15 protein-coding genes are annotated in these 19,522 nt (G+C 64.7%); 13 read left to right on the forward strand and 2 right to left on the reverse strand.

The window, feature by feature from the left end; translation table 11 throughout:
- Window positions 1–17: 17 nt before the first annotated feature.
- On the reverse strand, window positions 18–1,199 hold the full coding sequence (locus ACFZAI_RS26845; RefSeq protein WP_391569837.1) for an efflux RND transporter periplasmic adaptor subunit: 1,182 nt from the start codon (window positions 1,197–1,199) through the stop codon (window positions 18–20).
- Between the two features lie 150 nt (window positions 1,200–1,349).
- Between ACFZAI_RS26845 and ACFZAI_RS26850 the strand changes: the two genes are divergently transcribed.
- Window positions 1,350–2,297: a molecular chaperone DnaJ gene (locus tag ACFZAI_RS26850; RefSeq protein WP_391569838.1), complete on the forward strand. Its 948-nt coding sequence runs from the start codon at window positions 1,350–1,352 to the stop codon at window positions 2,295–2,297.
- 38 nt (window positions 2,298–2,335) lie between these two features.
- Here ACFZAI_RS26850 and ACFZAI_RS26855 read toward each other — a convergent pair whose 3' ends face one another.
- Window positions 2,336–3,580, reverse strand: a complete 1,245-nt coding sequence (locus ACFZAI_RS26855; protein ID WP_391569839.1) for an NnrS family protein — start codon at window positions 3,578–3,580, stop codon at window positions 2,336–2,338.
- A 248-nt stretch (window positions 3,581–3,828) separates the two neighbouring features.
- Between ACFZAI_RS26855 and ACFZAI_RS26860 the strand changes: the two genes are divergently transcribed.
- From ACFZAI_RS26860 to ACFZAI_RS26915, 12 genes are all read left to right on the forward strand, one after another.
- Window positions 3,829–5,091, forward strand: coding sequence for a nitrate/nitrite transporter (locus ACFZAI_RS26860; RefSeq protein WP_391569841.1), 1,263 nt, complete (start codon window positions 3,829–3,831; stop codon window positions 5,089–5,091).
- A 27-nt stretch (window positions 5,092–5,118) separates the two neighbouring features.
- Entirely contained in the window at window positions 5,119–6,504 is a 1,386-nt protein-coding gene (locus ACFZAI_RS26865; RefSeq protein WP_391569842.1) for a NarK family nitrate/nitrite MFS transporter, read from the forward strand.
- A gap of 136 nt (window positions 6,505–6,640) precedes the next feature.
- The gene (locus ACFZAI_RS26870; RefSeq protein WP_391569843.1) at window positions 6,641–10,402 is read left to right on the forward strand and encodes a nitrate reductase subunit alpha; all 3,762 of its coding nucleotides are present in this window, start codon (window positions 6,641–6,643) and stop codon (window positions 10,400–10,402) included.
- Window positions 10,399–11,967, forward strand: coding sequence for a nitrate reductase subunit beta (gene narH, locus ACFZAI_RS26875; RefSeq protein WP_391569844.1), 1,569 nt, complete (start codon window positions 10,399–10,401; stop codon window positions 11,965–11,967). Before ACFZAI_RS26870 ends, narH begins: the two co-directional genes overlap by 4 nt.
- A 14-nt stretch (window positions 11,968–11,981) precedes the next feature.
- A complete protein-coding gene (gene narJ, locus ACFZAI_RS26880; RefSeq protein WP_391569845.1) occupies window positions 11,982–12,629 on the forward strand; it encodes a nitrate reductase molybdenum cofactor assembly chaperone in 648 nt (215 codons plus the stop codon).
- 18 nt (window positions 12,630–12,647) lie between these two features.
- On the forward strand, window positions 12,648–13,331 hold the full coding sequence (gene narI / locus ACFZAI_RS26885) for a respiratory nitrate reductase subunit gamma (RefSeq protein WP_391569847.1): 684 nt from the start codon (window positions 12,648–12,650) through the stop codon (window positions 13,329–13,331).
- 23 nt (window positions 13,332–13,354) lie between these two features.
- Window positions 13,355–14,191, forward strand: a complete 837-nt coding sequence (locus tag ACFZAI_RS26890) for a peptidylprolyl isomerase (protein ID WP_391569848.1) — start codon at window positions 13,355–13,357, stop codon at window positions 14,189–14,191.
- Between the two features lie 131 nt (window positions 14,192–14,322).
- On the forward strand, window positions 14,323–15,360 hold the full coding sequence (gene moaA, locus ACFZAI_RS26895) for a GTP 3',8-cyclase MoaA (RefSeq protein WP_391570277.1): 1,038 nt from the start codon (window positions 14,323–14,325) through the stop codon (window positions 15,358–15,360).
- 1 nt (window position 15,361) lies between these two features.
- Window positions 15,362–16,021 (forward strand): carbonic anhydrase, encoded by a 660-nt coding sequence (locus tag ACFZAI_RS26900; protein WP_391569849.1) that lies wholly within the window; start codon window positions 15,362–15,364, stop codon window positions 16,019–16,021.
- Window positions 16,018–16,569: a molybdopterin-guanine dinucleotide biosynthesis protein B gene (mobB, locus tag ACFZAI_RS26905; protein WP_391569851.1), complete on the forward strand. Its 552-nt coding sequence runs from the start codon at window positions 16,018–16,020 to the stop codon at window positions 16,567–16,569. The genes ACFZAI_RS26900 and mobB overlap by 4 nt, the downstream gene beginning before the upstream one ends.
- Before the next feature lie 161 nt (window positions 16,570–16,730).
- Window positions 16,731–18,668, forward strand: a complete 1,938-nt coding sequence (locus ACFZAI_RS26910) for a type IV pili methyl-accepting chemotaxis transducer N-terminal domain-containing protein (protein ID WP_391569852.1) — start codon at window positions 16,731–16,733, stop codon at window positions 18,666–18,668.
- Window positions 18,669–18,679: 11 nt separating this feature from the next.
- Window positions 18,680–19,342, forward strand: coding sequence for a response regulator (locus tag ACFZAI_RS26915; RefSeq protein WP_391569854.1), 663 nt, complete (start codon window positions 18,680–18,682; stop codon window positions 19,340–19,342).
- The last annotated feature ends 180 nt before the right edge of the window (window positions 19,343–19,522 follow it).

Raw genomic sequence — 19,522 nt, forward strand, 5'->3', positions numbered from 1 at the left:
CGGGTCAGGGTCAACGATCAGGTTAGGGATTCAACGATCTGCACGCCGCGGCCGTCATGCAGACGGTCCACGCCTTCGACCACGACGCGTTCGGTGGGGCCGAGCCCCGCTTCCACGACGACGCGGCCGGCGTTGGCAGGGCCAAGTTGCAGCACGCGGCGGGTGGCGCGCGTGTCTTCGCCAATGACGAACACGAACGCGCCTTCCGAGCCGTACTGCACGGCGGCGGTTGGAATGGTGACGGCGTTGTCCTGCTGCACCACGGCCAGCCGGATGTTTACGAACTGGTTCGGAAACAGCGACTCGTCGGCGTTATCGAAACGGGCGCGCAGGCGCACGGTGCCGCTGGCGGTTTGAATGCGATTGTCCAGCGCTTCCAGCGTGCCTTCGGCCAGCACGCGGCGGTCGTCGGCGTCCCAGGCTTCGACGCGCAGCACGGCGGTCTTGGCTTGCGCCCGGCGCAGGATGTCGAGCCGCGTTTCCGAAATGCTGAAGATCGCGGAAATGGGCACCGTCTGCACCAGCGTCGTCAGCCCGTCGGTGTCGCTCGCCCGCACATGGTTACCGGCGTCGACGCGGCGCAGCCCGATGCGGCCGTCATGCGGCGCCACGATGCGGGTATGGTCAAGCAGGCGCTGCGCATCGGCCACTTGGGCGCGGTTCAATTGGCGTTGCGCAAGGTAAGCGCGCACCTGGGTTTCCGCGGTGTCCAGTTGCTGCCCAGCCACCGCTTCCTGGCGCGCCAGCTTGCGGTAGCGTTCCAGGTCGGCTTGGGCGTTGTCCAGCAGGGCTTGCGTGCGCGCCAGTTCGCCTTCGGCGGCGGCCAGCGCGGTTTGATAGGGGCGGGCGTCGATCTCGGCCAGCAATTGGCCGCGCGTGACCGCCTGGCCTTCAGTGAAGTGCAGCCGCATCAATTCGCCATCCACCTGGCTGCGCACCACGACGTGCGCCAGCGGCGTGATGGTGCCCAGCGCATGCAGATCGCGTTGCAGCGGGCCGACGCGCGCCGTCGCCACGCTGACCGCCACGGGAATCTGCCCGTATTCGGGCGGGCGGGGAGGGGCGGGGCCTTTTTCCCGTGTCAGCCAGTACGCGGCCCCGATCAGCGCAGCCAGCAACAGCGTGGCGGCGATCAGGAACAAGCGCTTGCGTCTAGGAGGGTGGCCCGCAAAGGTGGGGTGAAACGGGGGCAGAGACATCTAGGCTGCCATTCCAGGGTGTTGCGGACAGCCGTGATTCTATATTAATAATAATGATTAGCGTTATTGATGACGATTTTCAAGAGGGGTTTGCGCGAATCGTTTAGAGTTGCGGCTAATTTCAATACCCGGTCAGCAAGGAGCAGGTCCATGGGCGAACATTCCCTAGAAAGTCCGCGTCAATATTTCGAACGTCTTCAGGCCCGGCTTGAGACGGAAAACGCCCGGTTGCAGCAGTGGGGCGCGGTGGAAGCCGAGTACCAGCGCAAATACACCGAAGGCCTGGTGCCGCTGGAAACCCAGTTGCAAGAACTGCGCATGAAGCTCGTGCTGTGCTTTGATCACGCGCACAAGAACATGGGCTTGTCCAAGGCCGAACGCGAATTCGTGTCCGAGCTCGTCACCGAGTTCTCGGAAGAATTGCTGCTGCTGGCGGCCAAGGGCGAATTGCCGGCCGGCTGCGACGCCGAGCGCCTGAAGACGCTGTACAAGAAGCACAGCGGCGCTGACTACGATGAGGCCGCCGCCGAAGAAACCGAAGACGCCAAGGCCGAGCTGATCGAAGCGCTGGAGCTGGACCGCGATACCGACCTGTCCACGTTCACGCCCGCACAATTGCTGCGCATCATCCAGGATCAGGCCGAAGACGACGAAGACGCGGAAGAACTCCTGGCCGTGGCGCGCGCCGCCACGCGCAGCACGACGCCCAACGCGGTGTTGTGGCAGGCGATGCAAGACGAAGAAGCTACGCGCCGCCAGCAAGGCACGACGGATCTGACGCCGGTGGGCGAGGTGGCCGACGACGGTCTGGCCAAGGCCAACGCCACGCTGGAAGCCCAGCTGGACGAAGTGCTGCATCAAGCCAGCTACGCCGAAGAAGGCTTCAAGCTGCGTTACGACCTGGACCCGTTCGCGTCGTTTGACCCCGAAACGGTGCTGGAAGACCTGGATGCCGACATCGAAGACATCCAGGAATACATCCGCGAACTGGAACACGAGGTGATGCAGTTTTCAGACCAGGCGCTGCTCAAAGCCTGGCTGAAGGCGATGAAGCGCGAAATCGCGGCGATTGAACGCCGCGAAGGCCGCGAAGGGTAATTCCTGCGCCTCGCCCCGCGCGGCGTGGCGCGCGCCGCTCAGGTCTGCCGGGCAACCGGCACGGCCCGCAACCCAGACGCCGCCGCAGGGGCGGCGTCTGCACGTGGGCGGATCATCAGCGGAAAGAAGCGCCACAGGTACAGGCCCAGCGCCAGCACCCAGGCGGCGGTGGACGCATGCAGCAAGCCGATGCTTGCCACGGTAGGCAGCAGGGCGGCCAATCGCAGGACGGCTGCGAGCAGCATCAGAACGTAGCTGGCGACCATGCTGCGGTCGGTGCGCAAGGGCCGGCCCAGATGGCCCAGCGCGGTGCGTGTCACCATGCCCAGGATCAATACCGAAAAGCCGGCGACCCCGATGGCATGCGCGGGCCAGGCGGCGCGGATGACATAGCCGCCCAAGTGCGCCGCGCCAACCAGCAGCCCGGCCGCCAGCCCGCCATACCCCGCATACAGAATCCACAGCAACGGCACGCGGCGCACGGCCCAGGGCTTCCACGACACCCATTGCACCACCGCGATGCCCCCGGTTGCGGCCAGGGCCAGCGCGGCAAGGCGCGGCTGGCCGGCCAGCAGGCAAACGATGGCGGCGATGCCCGTACCCAGTTGCCAGTGGCCGCTACGCGTATGCGGGGGAATGTCCAGCCCGGCCACCGCGCGCTTGGCGAAAAACGGAATGACGCGGCGGGCGATCAGCAAGGTCAGCACCGCCATGCACAGCAAGCCTGCATTGAAGTAGCGCATCAAGGCCAGGTAATCGCCCTGCACGGCGGCCCACAGATAGAGCGCGTTGGTGGCCGCCAGCCCCAGCAGCAGCACCGGCACGCCCGCGTTGCGCCGGTTGCGCGTGACCCACACGGCGCGGCCCAAGGCCGCCGCGCCCCACACGAAGAACGCCAGGTCCGCCACCAGTGCAATCAGGAATGCCGGACGCCCCGGCACCAGATACCCGGCGCGCGCCACCACCCACAACCCGCACAACGCGGCCAGCGCATTGCCGCGCAAGGGGTTCTTGCCCGTCCAGTTGGCGCCCGCCGTCAGCAAAAAACCCACGGCGATGGTGGCCACGAAGCCCCACAGCATTTCATGCGCGTGCCAGAACACGCCGCCCAGCAGGCCGGTGATGCGCCCGGGCGCATGCACCCATAGCCAGACAGATACCAGCGCCCAGAAGCAGCCGGCCAGGTACAGCGGGCGAAAGCCCATTTCGGTAAAGGCCTTCCATTGCGCACGGGGGCGGGGGGCGGGCGATTCGGGTTCTTCCAGAGTCAGCAGCGGGGGCATGGCGGTGTCTCGCCTTTAAAGGTGTATTTGCAATACATATTAATGCGGCGTAAGGCGGGCAGCCAGTGAAAAAGCTTGATCCTGCGCAAACGCGGGCGGGATGCCGGGGTGACTAGACACATTGGCAGGGCGCGGATGGTCAGCCGGCGAATGGTCGGGCGCGGGCGGCGTCCCTAGGCTAGCCACATGTCTTCGTGAGCAAAGCGAGAGTAACCATGACAGCAGCAACATCCCCGTCCGGCAGGCCGATGCGGGTTCTGATTTCCAGCACGTTCGCCTTCACCATCTGTTTTGCCGTGTGGATGATCTTCGCGGTGCTAGGCATTCCCATCAAAGCGCAGCTTGGTTTGTCCGAAACGCAGTTCGGCCTGTTGGCCGCCATGCCGGTCTTGACCGGTTCGCTGGTGCGCGTGCCGCTGGGCATCTGGACCGACCGCTACGGCGGCCGTCCGGTGTTCTTCATCCTGATGCTGTTGGCGGTGGTGCCGATCTGGCTGCTGTCTTACGCCACCGAGTATTGGCAGTTTCTGGTGCTGGCGCTGTTCGTCGGCCTGACGGGCGGCTCGTTCTCGGTCGGCACGCCCTACGTGGCGCGCTGGTTCCCGCGCAACAAGCAGGGCTTGGCCATGGGCGTGTTTGGCGCCGGCAACTCGGGCTCGGCCATCACCAAGTTCGTGGCGCCTGCCTTGATGGCGGCTGCCGGCGGCGCGTGGGTCATCGTGCCGCAGGTGTACGCCGTGGCGCTGCTGGTTACTGCCGTGCTGTTCTGGATGTTCTCGGCGTCCGACCCCGCGCACCGCGTCACGCAACGCGCCACCTTGTCGGCCCAGTTCGCCATGCTGAAAGACCCGCGCGTCTGGCGCTACTGCCAGTACTACTCGGTGGTGTTCGGCGGGTACGTGGCGTTGGCGCTGTGGATGACCAAGTACTACATCGGCGAATACGGTTTCGATATGAAGCTGGCCGCGCTGTTGGCCGCCTGCTTCTCGTTGCCGGGCGGCGTGTTGCGCGCGATGGGCGGCTGGATCTCAGACCGCTACGGCGCCTACAAGACGACGTGGTGGGTGATGTGGGTGTGCTGGGTGGCGTTCTTCCTCTTGAGCTACCCGCAAACGGAATTCACCGTCATGACGGCCAATGGCGCAAAGAGTTTTGGCATCGCGCTGGGCCCGGTCACCTTCACCGTGCTGCTGTTCGTGGTCGGCATCGCGATGGCGATTGGCAAGGCCTCGGTCTTCAAGTTCATCTCGGACGAGTTCAGCGACAACATCGGCGCCGTCTCCGGCATCGTGGGGCTGGCGGGCGGCTTGGGCGGATTCGTGCTGCCCATTCTGTTCGGCGTGCTGCTGGACCTGACCGGCGTGCGCTCCAGCGCCTTCATGTTGCTGTACGGCACGGTCTGCGTGTCGCTGATCTTCATGCACTTCAGTTTCCGGCCGGAAAGCACGGCGCATGGGCAGGCCAGTGCGGCCGCCGCCATTGCCGCCAACGCCCGTAAGCAGGCCGCCTGATCTCTCATTTTCTGCAAAGAGCCTTTCATGTCCACTCACGTTCTATCCCGTTGGGAGCCGGAAAACCCCGGCTTCTGGAAGCAGACCGGCGCGCGCATCGCCAACCGCAATCTCTGGATCTCGATACCCGCCTTGATGCTGGCGTTCAGCATCTGGATGTTGTGGAGCGTGGTCGTCGTCAACCTGGATCGCGCAGGCTTCATGCTGTCCAAAAACCAGCTGTTCTGGCTGACGGCGCTGCCCGCGCTGTCGGGCGCCACCTTGCGCATCTTCTATTCGTTTCTGGTGCCGGTGTTTGGCGGGCGCAAGTGGACGGCCATTTCCACGGCCTCGCTGCTGATTCCCGCCATCGGTATGGGCTTTGCCTTGCGTGACCCCACGACGTCGTTTCCCACCCTGCTGATCCTGGCCTTGCTGTGCGGCTTGGGCGGCGGCAACTTCAGTTCCAGCATGGCCAACATCAGCTTCTTTTTTCCGAAGGAAAAGAAGGGCTTGGCGACGGGGCTGAATGCCGGCATCGGCAATTTGGGCGTGTCGCTGGCGCAGTTCGTGGTGCCGGTCGTGATCTCGGTTGGCGTGTTCGGCGTGGCCGGTGGCGCGCCGCAGGCAATCACCGTCAACGGCGCGCAGCAGAACCTGTGGCTGCAGAACGCAGGCTTTATCTGGGTGCTTCCCATCGCCATCGCGGCGATTGCCGCGTGGTTCGGCATGAACGATATCGCCGATGCGCGGGCATCGTTCGCGGACCAGGCGGTGATCTTCAAGCGCAAGCACAACTGGCTGATGTGCTTGCTGTATGTGGGCACGTTCGGGTCGTTCATCGGCTTTTCGGCGGGCTTCGCCATGCTGACGAAGACGCTGTTTCCGCAGGTGGACCCGATGACGTACGCATTTCTGGGGCCGCTGGTCGGGTCGCTGACGCGTCCGCTGGGCGGCTGGGTGTCGGACAAGCTGGGCGGCGCGCGCGTCACGCTGTTCACCTTCGCCGGCATGATCGCCGCGGTGCTGGGCGTGGTGATGTTCCTGCCCGTGGCGGGCCAGGGCGGCGGCTTCAACGGCTTTCTGGCGATGTTCATCGTGCTGTTCGCGTTGACGGGCCTGGGCAACGGCTCCACGTTCCGCATGATTCCTGTGATCTTCCTGCGCGAACGCACGCAGGCCGCGCAAGGCAAGGGCGCGGCGGGCCAGAAGCAGGCCATGACGGAAGCGGCCAAGGAATCGGCCGCCGTGCTGGGCTTTTCGGGGGCGATTGGCGCGTATGGCGGCTTCTTCATTCCGCGCAGCTTCGGCACGTCGCTGGAAATGACGGGCGGCGTGCAGGCGGCGCTGTATTGCTTCATCGGCTTTTACGCGACCTGCATGCTGATTACGTGGTGGTACTACGCGCGCAGGAATGCGCCGGTGCCGTGCTGATACGGGTGACTAGTCACTCTGCCGCGCCCGGCCTATGCCACTGGCGAATGGCCGGGGGACGGACCAACGCCTACAGTGGTTTCAACGCATCGATCGCAGTACGCGCCGTTCAAACCGGCGTTCTTGGAGAAACACAATGAGTCATTTTCTGGACCGGCTGAAGTTCATGTCGCGGGTGAAATCCACCTTTGCCGATGGCCATGGCGAAACGGTCAACGAAGACCGCAAGTGGGAAAACGCCTATCGCTCGCGCTGGCAGCATGACAAGGTGGTGCGGTCCACGCACGGCGTGAACTGCACCGGGTCGTGTTCGTGGAAGGTTTACGTCAAGAACGGCTTGATCACGTGGGAAACGCAGCAGACCGACTACCCGCGCACGCGGCCCGATCTGCCCAACCACGAGCCGCGCGGCTGTCCGCGTGGCGCGTCATACAGCTGGTACGTGTATTCGGCGCAGCGCGTGAAGTACCCGATGATCCGGGGCCGCCTGATGGAGATGTGGCGCGACGCCCGCAAGACGATGGACCCCATCGCCGCCTGGGAATGGATCAGCCAGAACCCCGAACGCGCCAAGCGCTACAAGTCGGTACGCGGCCTGGGCGGCTTCGTCCGCGCTGACTGGGACACGGCAACCGAAATCATCGCCGCCGCCAACGCGCTGACCATCAAGAAATTCGGCCCCGACCGCGTGATAGGCTTCTCGCCGATTCCGGCCATGTCCATGGTCAGCTACGCCGCCGGCGCGCGCTACCTGAGCTTGCTGGGCGGCGCTTGCCTGAGCTTCTACGACTGGTATTGCGACCTGCCGCCCGCCAGCCCGCAAATCTGGGGCGAGCAAACCGACGTGCCGGAATCGGCCGACTGGTACAACTCGACCTACCTGATGGTGTGGGGCTCGAACGTGCCGCAGACCCGCACGCCCGACGCCCACTTCTACACCGAAGTCCGCTACAAGGGCACAAAGACCGTCGCCGTCTCCAGCGACTTCGGCGAAATGGTCAAGTTTGGCGACATCTGGCTGGCGCCCAAGCAAGGCACGGACGCCGCGCTGGCCATGGCCATGGGCCATGTGATCCTGAAAGAATTCCACCTTTCGGCCAACCCGTCGCCGTACTTCCAGGATTACGTGCGGCGCTACACCGACATGCCGATGCTGGTCTTGCTGAAAGAACGCGACGGCTTCCATGCGCCAGACCACTTCCTGCGCGCCTCGCACCTGGACGGCGCGTTGGGCGAACAGAACAACCCCGACTGGAAGACGCTGGTGCTGGACGCCCACACCGGCGACCTGGTTGCGCCCAACGGCAGCATCGGCTTTCGCTGGGGCGAGGGCGCGGTCAATGGCGGCGAAAAGGTCGGCCGCTGGAACCTGGAATCCAGGAACGGCGGCGATGGCCGCGAGATCGAACCCACGCTCAGCCTGCTGGGCCAGAACAGTGAAACCGTAGCCGTCGGCTTTCCGTACTTTGGCAGCGAACACGACGAACTGCTGGTGCGCAACGTGCCGGCCCGCCGCATTCGGCTGGCCGACGGCGCCGAGGCGCTGGTCGCCACCGTGTATGACCTGCAAATGGCCAACTACGGCCTGGACCGGGGCCTGGGCGGCGGCAACGTTGCGACGTCGTTCGACGACGACGTGCCTTACACGCCGGCCTGGCAGGAAAAGCACACTGGCGTGCCGCGCGCGCAGGTGATCCAGGTGGCGCGCGAATTCGCGCAGAACGCGCACGACACCGAAGGCAAGTCGATGGTGATTGTGGGCGCCGGCCTGAATCACTGGTATCACATGGACATGATCTACCGCGGCATCATCAACATGCTGATGATGTGCGGCTGCGTAGGGAAAAGCGGCGGCGGCTGGGCGCATTACGTGGGCCAGGAAAAGCTGCGCCCGCAATTCGGCTGGGCGCCGCTGGCGTTTGCGTCAGACTGGGTGCGCCCGCCGCGCCAGATGAACGGAACGTCGTTCTTCTACGCGCACACGAGCCAGTGGCGCCATGAAAAGCTCAACGTGCAGGAAGTGCTTGGCCCCACCGCCGACCGCGCCAAGTACGGCGACCTGAGCATGATCGACCTGAACGCGCGCGCCGAACGCATGGGCTGGCTGCCGTCGGCCCCGCAACTGCGCACCAATCCGCTGGATCTCGTCGCCCAGGCCGATGCCGCAGGCAAGGACCCCATCGCGCATGCGGTGGAACAGCTCAAGTCCGGCGCACTGAAGATGTCTTGCGAAGACCCGGACGACCCCGCCAACTTCCCGCGCAATATGTTCGTGTGGCGCTCCAACATTCTGGGTTCCAGCGGCAAGGGCCACGAATACTTCCTGAAGTACCTGCTGGGCACGCAAAACGCCGTGTTCGGCGACGAAGCCGCGGCCATCAAACCCACGGAAGTGACGTATCAGGAAGACGCCGCCGAAGGCAAGCTCGACCTGCTGACCGTGCTGGACTTCCGCATGAGCACCACTTGCCTGTACGGCGACATTGTGCTGCCGACAGCCACCTGGTACGAAAAAGACGATCTGAACACGTCCGACATGCACCCCTTCATTCACCCGCTGAGCGAAGCCGTGCAGCCGCTGTGGGAAAGCAAGACCGACTGGGAAATCTACAAGCTGCTGGCCAAGAAGTTCAGCGAGATCGGCGGCCCGTACCTGGGCAAGCGCCGCGATCTGGTGCTGACTCCGCTGATGCACGACACCCCCGGGGAACTGGGGCAGGCGTTTGAGCCGCGCGACTGGAAGCTGGGCGAATGCGATCTGGTGCCGGGCAAGACCGCGCCGTCGATGACGGTGGTCGAGCGCGACTACAACGACATCTACCGCAAGTTCACCTCGGTTGGCCCCTTGCTGGACAAGCTGGGCAACGGCGGCAAGGGCATCAACTGGAACACCGAGCACGAAGTGCACGAGCTGGCCGGCATCAACGAAAGCGTCGGGGAAGCGGGCATCAGCCAAGGCCGCCCGCGCCTGGACACCGCCATTGACGCCGCCGAGATGATTCTGACCTTTGCGCCCGAGACCAACGGCCATGTATCGGTCAAGGCCTGGGAAGCGCTGGGCAAGATCACGGGGCGCGACCACACCCACCTGGCCGTGGGCCGCGAGCACGACAAGATCCGCTTTCGCGACATCCAGGCGCAGCCGCGCAAGATCATTTCCGCGCCGACGTGGTCGGGCCTGGAAAGTGAAGAGGTCAGCTACAACGCGGGCTACACCAACGTGCATGAGCTGATCCCATGGCGCACGCTGACCGGCCGCCAGCAGTTCTATCAGGACCACCGCTGGATGCTGGATTTTGGCGAAGGCTCTTGCGTGTACAAGCCCGCTATCGACACCAAGACGGTGGCGCCGATGCTGGGCAAGTATCCCAATGGCGAGAAGGAACTGGTGCTGAATTGGCTGACGCCGCACCAGAAGTGGGGCATCCACAGCACCTACTCGGACAACCTGCGCATGCTGACGTTAAGCCGCGGCGGCCCCCATGTGTGGGTGTCGGAAACCGAAGCCAGGCAGGCCGGGCTGGTCGACAACGACTGGGTCGAAGTGTTCAACGTGAACGGCACGCTGACCGCGCGCGTCGTCGTCAGCCAGCGCGTGCCGGTCGGCATGTGCCTGATGTACCACGCGCAGGAAAAGATCGTGAACGTGCCGGGCGCCGAAACCAGCGGCAAGCGCGGCGGCATCCATAACTCGGTCACGCGCACCGTGCTCAAACCCACGCACATGATCGGCGGTTACGCGCAGCAGGCTTACGGCTTTAACTACTACGGCACCGTCGGCGCCAACCGCGATGAATTCGTGGTGCTGCGCAAGATGAATAAGGTGGACTGGCTGGAAGGCCCGCTGGTTGAAGACCCCGCCATGCAAGCAACGCAACAAGAAGAGAAGCAATCATGAGGATACGCGCCCAAATCGGCATGGTGCTGAACCTGGACAAGTGCATCGGCTGCCACACATGTTCGGTTACCTGCAAGAACGTCTGGACCAGTCGCGACGGCGTCGAGTACGCCTGGTTCAACAACGTGGAAACCAAGCCCGGCATCGGCTACCCCAAGGAATGGGAGAACCAGGACAAGTGGAAGGGCGGCTGGAAGCGCACCGCCGCCGGCAAGCTGGAACCGCGCCAGGGCGGCAAGCTGCGCATCCTGGCCAACCTGTTCGCCAACCCGAACCTGCCGGCCATTGACGACTACTACGAACCTTTTACCTTCGACTACGAGCATCTGCAGAACGCGCCGTTGTCGCAGACCCCGCCCACCGCGCGCCCGGTGTCGGTGCTGACGGGCAAGAAGATGGACAAGATCCATTGGGGGCCGAACTGGGAAGACGACCTGGGCGGCGAATTCAGCGCCCGCAGCCGCGACGCGCTGTTTGAAGGCGTACAGAAAGAGATGTACTCGACGTTCGAGAACACCTTCATGATGTACCTGCCGCGCCTGTGCGAACACTGCCTTAACCCGGCCTGTGTCGCCAGCTGCCCGTCGGGCTCCATCTACAAGCGCGAAGACGATGGCATCGTGCTGGTCGACCAGGACAAGTGCCGCGGCTGGCGCATGTGCATCTCGGGTTGCCCGTACAAGAAGATCTACTACAACTGGAGCAGCGGCAAGGCCGAGAAGTGCACCTTCTGCTATCCGCGCATCGAAGCCGGCCAGCCCACCGTGTGCTCGGAAACCTGCGTGGGCCGCATCCGCTATCTGGGCGTCATGCTGTATGACGCCGACCAGATCGAACGCGCCGCCGCCGTCGCCAGCGAACAGGATCTGTACGAATCGCAGCTGGACCTGTTCCTGGACCCGCATTCGCCCGAGGTGATCGCCGCCGCGCGCGAGCAGGGCATACCGGAATCGTGGCTGGAGGCGGCGCGCCAGTCGCCCGTCTACAAGATGGCCGTGCAATGGCGCGTGGCGTTCCCGCTGCACCCGGAATACCGCACCTTGCCGATGGTCTGGTACATCCCGCCGCTGTCGCCCATTCAAACCGCCGCCGAGGCCGGCCAGATGCCGCAACGCACCGTGGGCAAGAGCGCCATGATTCCTGACGTATCCAGCCTGCGCATTCCCGTGCGCTATCTGGCCAACCTGCTCACGGCGGGCAAGGAAGCGCCCGTCTTGCAAGCGCTGGAACGCATGCTGGCCATGCGCGCCTTCAAGCGTTCGGAAACTGTGCACGGCGAACGCGACACCGAGCTGCTCAAGCAAGTGGGGCTGTCCGAAGAGACGGTGCAGGACATGTACAAGATCATGGCCATCGCCAACTACGAAGACCGCTTCGTGGTGCCCAGCAGCCACAAGGAAATTGTCGAAGACAGCTTCAACGAGAAGGGCAGCTGCGGCTTCACGTTTGGCAACGGCTGCTCGGGCGGCGTGTCGGAAGGCACTTTGTTCGGCCGCAAGCCTCAGGGCAGCGAGATCTTCATCGAGATGCCGAAGTCCCGCAAAAAGGCCGAGCTGGCCCGCTAGAAGAGGAGAATTCCATGACGCTGTATCGCTTGCTTTCCGCCTTGTTGAGCTACCCCGAGCCTGAACTGCTGGACGCGCTGGGCGACGTCGAGGCCGCCTTGGCCGCCTATCCGGACGCCGAGGAAACCCTGCAACCGCTCGTTGCCTACCTGGCCACGAACGGCCTGATCACCGTGCAGGAAAACTACGTCGCCACCTTCGACCGCAACCGCTCGCATTCGCTGCACCTGTTTGAACACGTGCACGGCGAAAGCCGCGACCGCGGCCAGGCCATGGTCGACCTGCTGGACACCTACCGCCAGCACGGTTTTGAGCCGGCTGTGTCGGAACTGCCCGACCACGTGCCGCTGTTCCTGGAGTTCCTGGGCGTGATCGAACCTGCCCAGGCGCAGGACCTGCTGGACGAGGCCATCCATGTACTGGCCGCAATCGGCTCGCGCCTGGCGCGGGGCGGCAGCCCTTATGCCGCCATCTTCGCGGTGCTGCGCGCGCAGTCGCGGGTGATTCCGCGCGAACAAACCGAAGCCCCCGTGCGCGACATGGACGAGGCCATGGAAACCTTCGGCGTCAGCGCCGACGGCGTGGAGCCGCTGCTGCGTCCGTTCGCGGGCGATGGCGCGCAAGCCGTGCGCTTCTATCCCCGGGCGCCCGCCACCCATTAATGCTCAGGACGACGCATCATGAACTCCCTGAATCAGTTCCTTTTCGGCATCTATCCCTATATTGCGTTAACGGTTTTCCTGTTGGGCAGCCTGGCGCGCTTCGAGCGCGAGCAATACACCTGGAAGACCGACAGCTCGCAGCTGCTGCATCGCGGCCAGTTGCGGCTGGGCAATATCCTGTTCCACATCGGCATCCTGGGTTTGTTCTTCGGCCACCTGGCCGGGCTGCTGACGCCCGTTGTGGTGTGGGACACGCTGGGCGTCTCGCACACGCTCAAGCAAACGGTCGCCATGGTGGCGGGCGGCGTCATGGGCGGCATCTGCCTGGTGGGCCTCTTGATCCTGATCCACCGCCGCCTGACCGACCCGCGCATCGCGCGCACCACGCGCCCGGGCGACAAGCTGCTGCTGTTGTGGATCTTGATCACCTTGCTGCTGGGCCTGTCCACTATTGTGCTGTCGGCCGGCCACATGGATGGCGAAATGATGGTGCGCCTGATGACGTGGGCGCAGCACATCGTGACGTTCCAGGGCGACGCCGCCAGCCACATCGCCGACGTGCCGCTGCTGTTCAAGGCGCACCTGTTCATGGGGCTGACGCTGTTTGTGATCTTCCCGTTTACGCGGCTGGTGCACGTCTGGAGCGGATTCGCCTCGGTGGCGTATCTGGGCCGCGCCTGGCAACTCGTGCGTCCGCGCTAACCCCTGTACACCGGGAGACAAACATGCCTGTCATCGTCAATGGCGTCGAACTGAACGACGCCGATCTGGAACATGAACTGCCGCTGCATGCAGAGGCCAGCAACCCGATGCGCCACGCCATCACTGCGCTGGTGCTGCGCCGGGTGTTGCTGGACGAAGCGCGCCGGCTTGGGGTGCAGCCGGCGTTGTCGAGCGACGCGCAAGGCGCGCAAGGCGCGCAAAACCGGCAAGGCGCGCAAAACCCGAGCGAGGTGGGGGATAACGAAGACGCCATCATCACCGCCTTGCTGGCGCGCCAGGCCGCCGCGCCCGTGGCGGATGACGCCGCCTGCCGCCGCTTCTATCACGCCAACCCGCAGCGCTTCATGGTGGGCGAGCTGGTGGAAGCGGATCACATCCTGTTCCAGGTGACCCCCGACGTCAATCTGGACATGCTGCGTGCGCACGCCAACACCGTGCTGCAAGCGCTGATGGAAGACCCGTCGCGCTTCGCCCAGGTGGCGCGCGAACAATCCAACTGCCCCTCGGCGGCGGTGGGCGGCAACCTGGGCCAGTTGGGCCGGGGCGATACCGTCCCAGAATTCGAACGCGCGGTGTTCGCGCTACCTTCGGGCGGCCTGTTGCCGCAGTTGCTGCAAACGCGGCACGGCCTGCACATCGTGCGTGTCACGCGCCGCATCGAAGGGCGCATGCTGCCTTACGAACTCGTGGCCCAACAGATCGCCATGGCGCTGTCCAGCATGAGCCGCGACACCGCGTGGCGCCAGTACACCAAACTGCTGGTCGAACAGGCCGACGTGCAGGGTATCGACCTGGAAAGCAGTGAGGCGGATCGCGTTGTGGGCGGGAGGGCAGCGTGAGGGACGAACCGAAGGTCGGACCGAAGGACGGGCTTAAGGGTGGGTCGAAGGGCGGGCTGAAGGGTGGGTCGAAGTACGGACCGAAGGACGGCCCGAAGGACGAGTCGAAGGACGGGCCTGCGTCACGCTCGTTGCTCGATGGATACGGCCGCCGCATCGACTACTTGCGCGTGTCGGTCACCGACCGCTGCGACCTGCGCTGCACCTACTGCATGCCGAAGGATTTCAAGGGCTTCGAAACGCCCGCCAACTGGCTCTCGCACGCCGAGATGGCGCGCGTGATCAGCCTGTTTGTCGGCCTGGGCGTCAGCAAGGTGCGCCTGACGGGCGGTGAACCCTTGCTGCGCCGGGGCCTGCCCGAGCTGGCCGGGGCGATAGCCACGATGCCAGGGGTCATGGACCTGTCGGTATCGACCAACGGCACGCAGCTCGCGCGCCATGCGGCCGCGCTGCGGGCGGCGGGCGTGACGCGCTTGAACATCAGCCTGGACACGCTGGACGCGGACGCCTTCAGTCAAATCACCGGGCGCGATTGCCTGGCCGATGTGCTGGCTGGGCTGGCTGCCGCGCGGGTTGCGGGCTTTGCACCCATCAAGCTCAACAGCGTGGTGCACGCCGCGACGCCGCGCGCGCAGGTGCGTCGCCTGCTGGACTACGCCATCGCGCAGGGCTTCGTGCTGCGCCTGATCGAACCCATGCCGATGGGCAGTTGTGGCCAAAGCCTGCGGCATACGGACTTGAACGCGCTGGGCGCCACGCTGGCGGCCGAAGCGGGATTGGTGCCGGCGATGCCGGGGGCGGCATCGGGGGCGGCATCGGGGGCGGCGTCGGGGGCGGTGTCGGCGTCGGCGGCCCGATCCCACGCCGGCTCCGGCCCCGCGCGCTACTGGACCACCGGGCATGGCGCGCCGGTGCTGGGCGTCATCACGCCCATGTCGCGCCATTTTTGCGCCGCCTGCAACCGGGTGCGGCTGGGCGTGGATGGCACCTTGTACCTGTGCCTTGGCCAGGAAGAAAAGGTGCCGCTGGGCCGCATGCTGCGCGCCGGCGCGAGCGACGCGGCGCTGACCCAAGCCATCCAGGCGGGTATCGCCGCCAAGCCTGAACGGCACGATTTCGTCAGCCAGCCCGAGCGCATTGTCCGCTACATGGCGCAAACGGGGGGCTGAGATGCGAGACATCGAACGCTTCGTCGACGGCTTTCAGCGCTTTCAGCAGCAGTACTACGAATCCGCGCCCGCGCTGTACCGCAACCTGCGCGACGGCCAGCACCCCAGCACCTTGCTGATCGGCTGCTGCGATTCCCGCGTAGACCCCGCCATGCTGCTGGGCTGCGACCCCGGCGACATCTTCGCCGTGCGTAACGTGGCCAATCTGGTGCCGCCCGCCCGCGCCGACCGGGGCCTGCAAGGCGTGTTGGCGGCCATTCAATTCGCCGTGGAGCAGTTGCAGGTCAGCCGCATCATCGTGCTGGGCCATGCGCACTGCGGCGGTATTCGCGCCCTGATGGAACACCGCACCCGCAGCGATGGGGAAACCGATTACCTGGAACGCTGGATGGATATCGCCGAACCCGCCCGCCAACGCGTGCTGAGCCAAATGCCAGAGGCCACCGACGCCGAACGCCGCCGGGCCTGCGAGCAGGCATCCATCTTGATTTCGCTGCGCAATCTGGACGAACTGCCCTTCGTGCGCCGCGCGGTAGAGGCGGGCAGCCTGACGCTGCATGGCTGGTATTTCGACCTGGTGGCAGGCGCTTTGCTGGCATACTCGCCGCGGGCGGACGCGTTCTTGCCCATCGTCTGTCCCTTGTTTTCGGAGCATGCATGAGCGCAGTGTTCGGTATCGCCGGCCGGTCCGGCAGCGGCAAAACCACCTTGATCGAGGCCATGCTGCCTTTGTTGGCCGCGCGCGGCTTGCGCGTAAGCGTCATCAAGCACAGCCACCACGATTTTCAGATGGAGCCGCCCGGCAAGGACAGCGCGCGCTTTCGGTTGGCGGGCGCGCAGGAAGTGATGGTGGCCTCGCCGTACCGGTATGCCATCGTGCATGAATTGCGCAATGCGCCAGAACCGACGCTTGCCGAACAAGTGGCGCGCTTGTCGCCGGCCGATCTGGTGCTGGTGGAAGGCTTCAAGCAAGCCGCCATCCCGCGCATCGAGGTCTACCGCCCGGCGCTGGGCAAACCGCCTCTGCATACGGAAGACGGCAGTTTTCTGGCGGTTGTCACCGACGCGCCGCTGGACATCGCTTTGCCCTGCCTGCCGCTGAACGACCCGGCGCAGGTTGCGGACTTTGTCTGCCGCACGCTGGGGGTGGGGCAGGGGCAGGGGTTAGGGCGGAGTCCGGCGGAAGCGCCCAGCCAGACCCTGCGCTGAAGGCGAATACACTAGCAACCGCATCCCATCGCACCGCATCGCACCCCATCGCATCCCATCGCACCGCATCCCATCGCACCGCACCGCACCGCATCGCAGCCCATCGCATCGCATCGCATTCCATTGCACTGCACAGCATCGCATCGTAAGCATTGATCGTCATGACGTCCTCATCAACCCGCCCCGCCGACGACGGCCTGCCATCACCCTGGCACCGGCTGTCCACGCGCATCATCGCCAGCTCGCTGGCGGCGCTGGTGGTCGTGCTGTCGATGATCAGCTGGACGTTATGGCTGTCGTGGCAATTGGAAGGCGCGGGCGCCGCCATCAACGACACCGGCAGCCTGCGCATGCGCGCCAACCGGGTCGCCGTTGAACTGATGCGTCCGCAAGCGGGCCGCGCGGTGCGCACGAACGAACAGGTCGCCGTCATGGACGAGACCATCTCCCGTCTGGCGCGCGGCAATCCCGCCCGCCCGCTGTTCATCCCCAACGACGACACGATCCGCGCGCAATGGCGCGACGTGGCCAATTACTGGCACGACGTCATGAAGCCGGCCGCGCAAGCCGCGCTGGCCCAACCGGACGCCGCCACCTATCTTCAGACCCTGCCTGAATTCGTGTCGCGGGCGGACACGCTGGTGCGGATGATCGAACAGGACAATGCCGGCAAGACCACCATGCTGCGCCTGTCCCAAGGCGTGCTGGCCGCAATTGCCAGCGCCGGCACGCTGGCGATGATCTATCTGCTGTACCTGTGGATCATCGCGCCCGTGCTGCGCTTGCGCGATGGTCTGCAACGGATGGGCGACCGCGACTTCAGCACGCGGCTGCCGGTCGATAGCCAGGATGAATTCGGCGTGCTGGCGCGCGGCTACAACCGCATGGCCGACGAACTGCAAGACCTGTACACCAGCCTGGAACAGCGGGTAGAGCAGAAGACGGCGCAACTGGCCGCGCAGAACCGCGACATCGGCGCGCTGTACGACATGGCGGCGTTCTTGAATCAGCCCAACGACATTGAAGCCATGTGCGACGGCTTCCTGCGCCGCGTCATGCTGCAATTCGACGCCGAAGGCGGCAGCATCCGCGCGCTGGACCCGAACAATGAAAAGCTCAATCTGGTGGTGTCGGTGGGCCTGTCGGACGAACTGGTCGAATCCGAACACTGCATGAAAGTGGACGACTGCTATTGCGGCGTGGCCACGCGCCAGGCGGGCGTCATCGTCATTCAGGACTTCCGGCATACGCCGCCGGACAGGGACTTGAACTGCGTGCGCGACGGGTTCGCCAGCGTGGCCGTGTTCCGTATCGTGACGCGCGACGAAGTGCTGGGGTCGTATTCGCTGCATTTCCGCCAGCAACGCCGCTTGGCCCCGTCTGATTCGCAGTTGCTGGAAACGCTGGGCCAGCATCTGGGCGTGGCGCTGGACAACCGCCGCCTGAGCGCCCAGGCCCGCCAACTTGCCGTGGTGCAGGAACGCGGGCTGGTGGCGCAAGGGCTGCACGATAGCCTGGCGCAGGGCCTGAACTTCCTGAACCTGCAATTGCAAATGCTGGACGCGGCCGTCAAGCGTGGCGACGACGCCGAGGTCACCGAGATTCTGCCGCTGCTGCGCACGGGGGTCGACGAAAGCTATCAAGACGTGCGCGAACTGCTGACGAACTTTCGCAGCAAGCTGGGTCAGGGGGATCTGCAAGCCGCCATTGAAAGCACCGTTGACCGCTTCCGCCGCCAGACCGGCATCGATACCGAATTGCATTTCGGCCACGGCCAAGGCGCGCCGCTGCCGCCCGAGCAGCAGCTGCAAGTGCTGTTCATCCTGCAAGAGGCGCTATCCAATGTGCGCAAGCACTCCGAAGCCAGCCATGTGCAGGTAGCGGTTGGCAATGACCGCGACTTCACCTTGCTGATCACCGACGACGGCCAGGGTTATGACCCCGCCGACGTCGCCGCCCGGGGCGAAGCGCACGTAGGCCTGCACATCATGCACGAACGCGCCGCCCGCATGCGCGCCGTGATAAAAATCGAATCACAACCCGGCGCGGGCACCCGCGTCGCGCTGACCTTGCCCGGCAGTGAACGCCAGGCCGCCTGACCCGAACGACCATGCCCATTCGTATTCTGCTTATCGACGACCACACGCTGTTTCGCTCCGGCGTGCGCCTGCTGCTGCAACGCCAACCCGATTTCGAGGTGGTGGCCGAAGCGGGGGATGGGGTGGAAGGCATCAAGCGCGCCAAGGAACTCAAGCCTGATGTTGTGCTGCTGGACTTGAACCTGCCCGGCTTGTCGGGGCTGGAAACGTTGCAATTACTGACGCAGGACTTGCCTACTTGCGCCGTCATCATCCTGACGGTGTCGGAAGAGGCCGACGAGCTGGGCCAGGCCCTGCGCGATGGCGCGCGCGGCTACCTGGTCAAGAACATTGATGCGGACGTGCTGACGTCCGCCATCCGCCGCGCCGCGGCGGGGGAATCCGTCATTGCTGAAAGCATGACGGCCAAACTGGTGGAGCAATTCCGGGGCCAGGCCACGCTGGCGGCGCAGGCGCCGGGGCAGGCCGAACGCCACCGATTGACCGCAAGAGAAACGCAGATCGTTCAATGCCTGGCGCGCGGCGCTAGCAATAAGGTCATTGCGCGAGAACTCGACGTCAGCGAAAGCACGGTAAAGATACATGTGCAGAACGTGCTGAAAAAACTCAATCTGACGAGCCGCGTTCAGGTGGCGGTGTATGCCGTGGAGCACGGCTTGCATACCGAGGAATAGCGCTGCTGCGCATTCGATGGTGACAGTACCGACAGATTCCGACTAAGACAAAGATGGCGATGATTACGAGCCAACATTCAATATTGGTCGTCTGAATTCTGTCATTTCTGATATTCCTTGTTTTAGCGCCGCATACCACCAACGCCTTTCAGGCATCTACCGCAAGCCCATCAGTCAGCG

Origin of the sequence: Achromobacter sp. NPDC008082 (assembly GCF_042957345.1) — a bacterium.
GTDB classification, from domain to species: domain Bacteria; phylum Pseudomonadota; class Gammaproteobacteria; order Burkholderiales; family Burkholderiaceae_B; genus Achromobacter; species Achromobacter kerstersii_A.

Bases quoted from the DNA above. Each gene is read 5' to 3' on its own strand.
- narJ (WP_391569845.1), top strand. From the start codon at position 11,982: ATGACGCTGTATCGCTTGCTTTCCGCCTTGTTGAGCTACCCCGAGCCT.
- ACFZAI_RS26845 (WP_391569837.1), bottom strand. From the start codon at position 1,199: ATGTCTCTGCCCCCGTTTCACCCCACCTTTGCGGGCCACCCTCCTAGA.
- narI (WP_391569847.1), top strand. From the start codon at position 12,648: ATGAACTCCCTGAATCAGTTCCTTTTCGGCATCTATCCCTATATTGCG.
- ACFZAI_RS26850 (WP_391569838.1), top strand. From the start codon at position 1,350: ATGGGCGAACATTCCCTAGAAAGTCCGCGTCAATATTTCGAACGTCTT.
- ACFZAI_RS26855 (WP_391569839.1), bottom strand. From the start codon at position 3,580: ATGCCCCCGCTGCTGACTCTGGAAGAACCCGAATCGCCCGCCCCCCGC.
- ACFZAI_RS26865 (WP_391569842.1), top strand. From the start codon at position 5,119: ATGTCCACTCACGTTCTATCCCGTTGGGAGCCGGAAAACCCCGGCTTC.
- mobB (WP_391569851.1), top strand. From the start codon at position 16,018: ATGAGCGCAGTGTTCGGTATCGCCGGCCGGTCCGGCAGCGGCAAAACC.
- ACFZAI_RS26870 (WP_391569843.1), top strand. From the start codon at position 6,641: ATGAGTCATTTTCTGGACCGGCTGAAGTTCATGTCGCGGGTGAAATCC.
- ACFZAI_RS26860 (WP_391569841.1), top strand. From the start codon at position 3,829: ATGCGGGTTCTGATTTCCAGCACGTTCGCCTTCACCATCTGTTTTGCC.
- narH (WP_391569844.1), top strand. From the start codon at position 10,399: ATGAGGATACGCGCCCAAATCGGCATGGTGCTGAACCTGGACAAGTGC.
- ACFZAI_RS26910 (WP_391569852.1), top strand. From the start codon at position 16,731: ATGACGTCCTCATCAACCCGCCCCGCCGACGACGGCCTGCCATCACCC.
- ACFZAI_RS26900 (WP_391569849.1), top strand. From the start codon at position 15,362: ATGCGAGACATCGAACGCTTCGTCGACGGCTTTCAGCGCTTTCAGCAG.
- ACFZAI_RS26890 (WP_391569848.1), top strand. From the start codon at position 13,355: ATGCCTGTCATCGTCAATGGCGTCGAACTGAACGACGCCGATCTGGAA.
- ACFZAI_RS26915 (WP_391569854.1), top strand. From the start codon at position 18,680: ATGCCCATTCGTATTCTGCTTATCGACGACCACACGCTGTTTCGCTCC.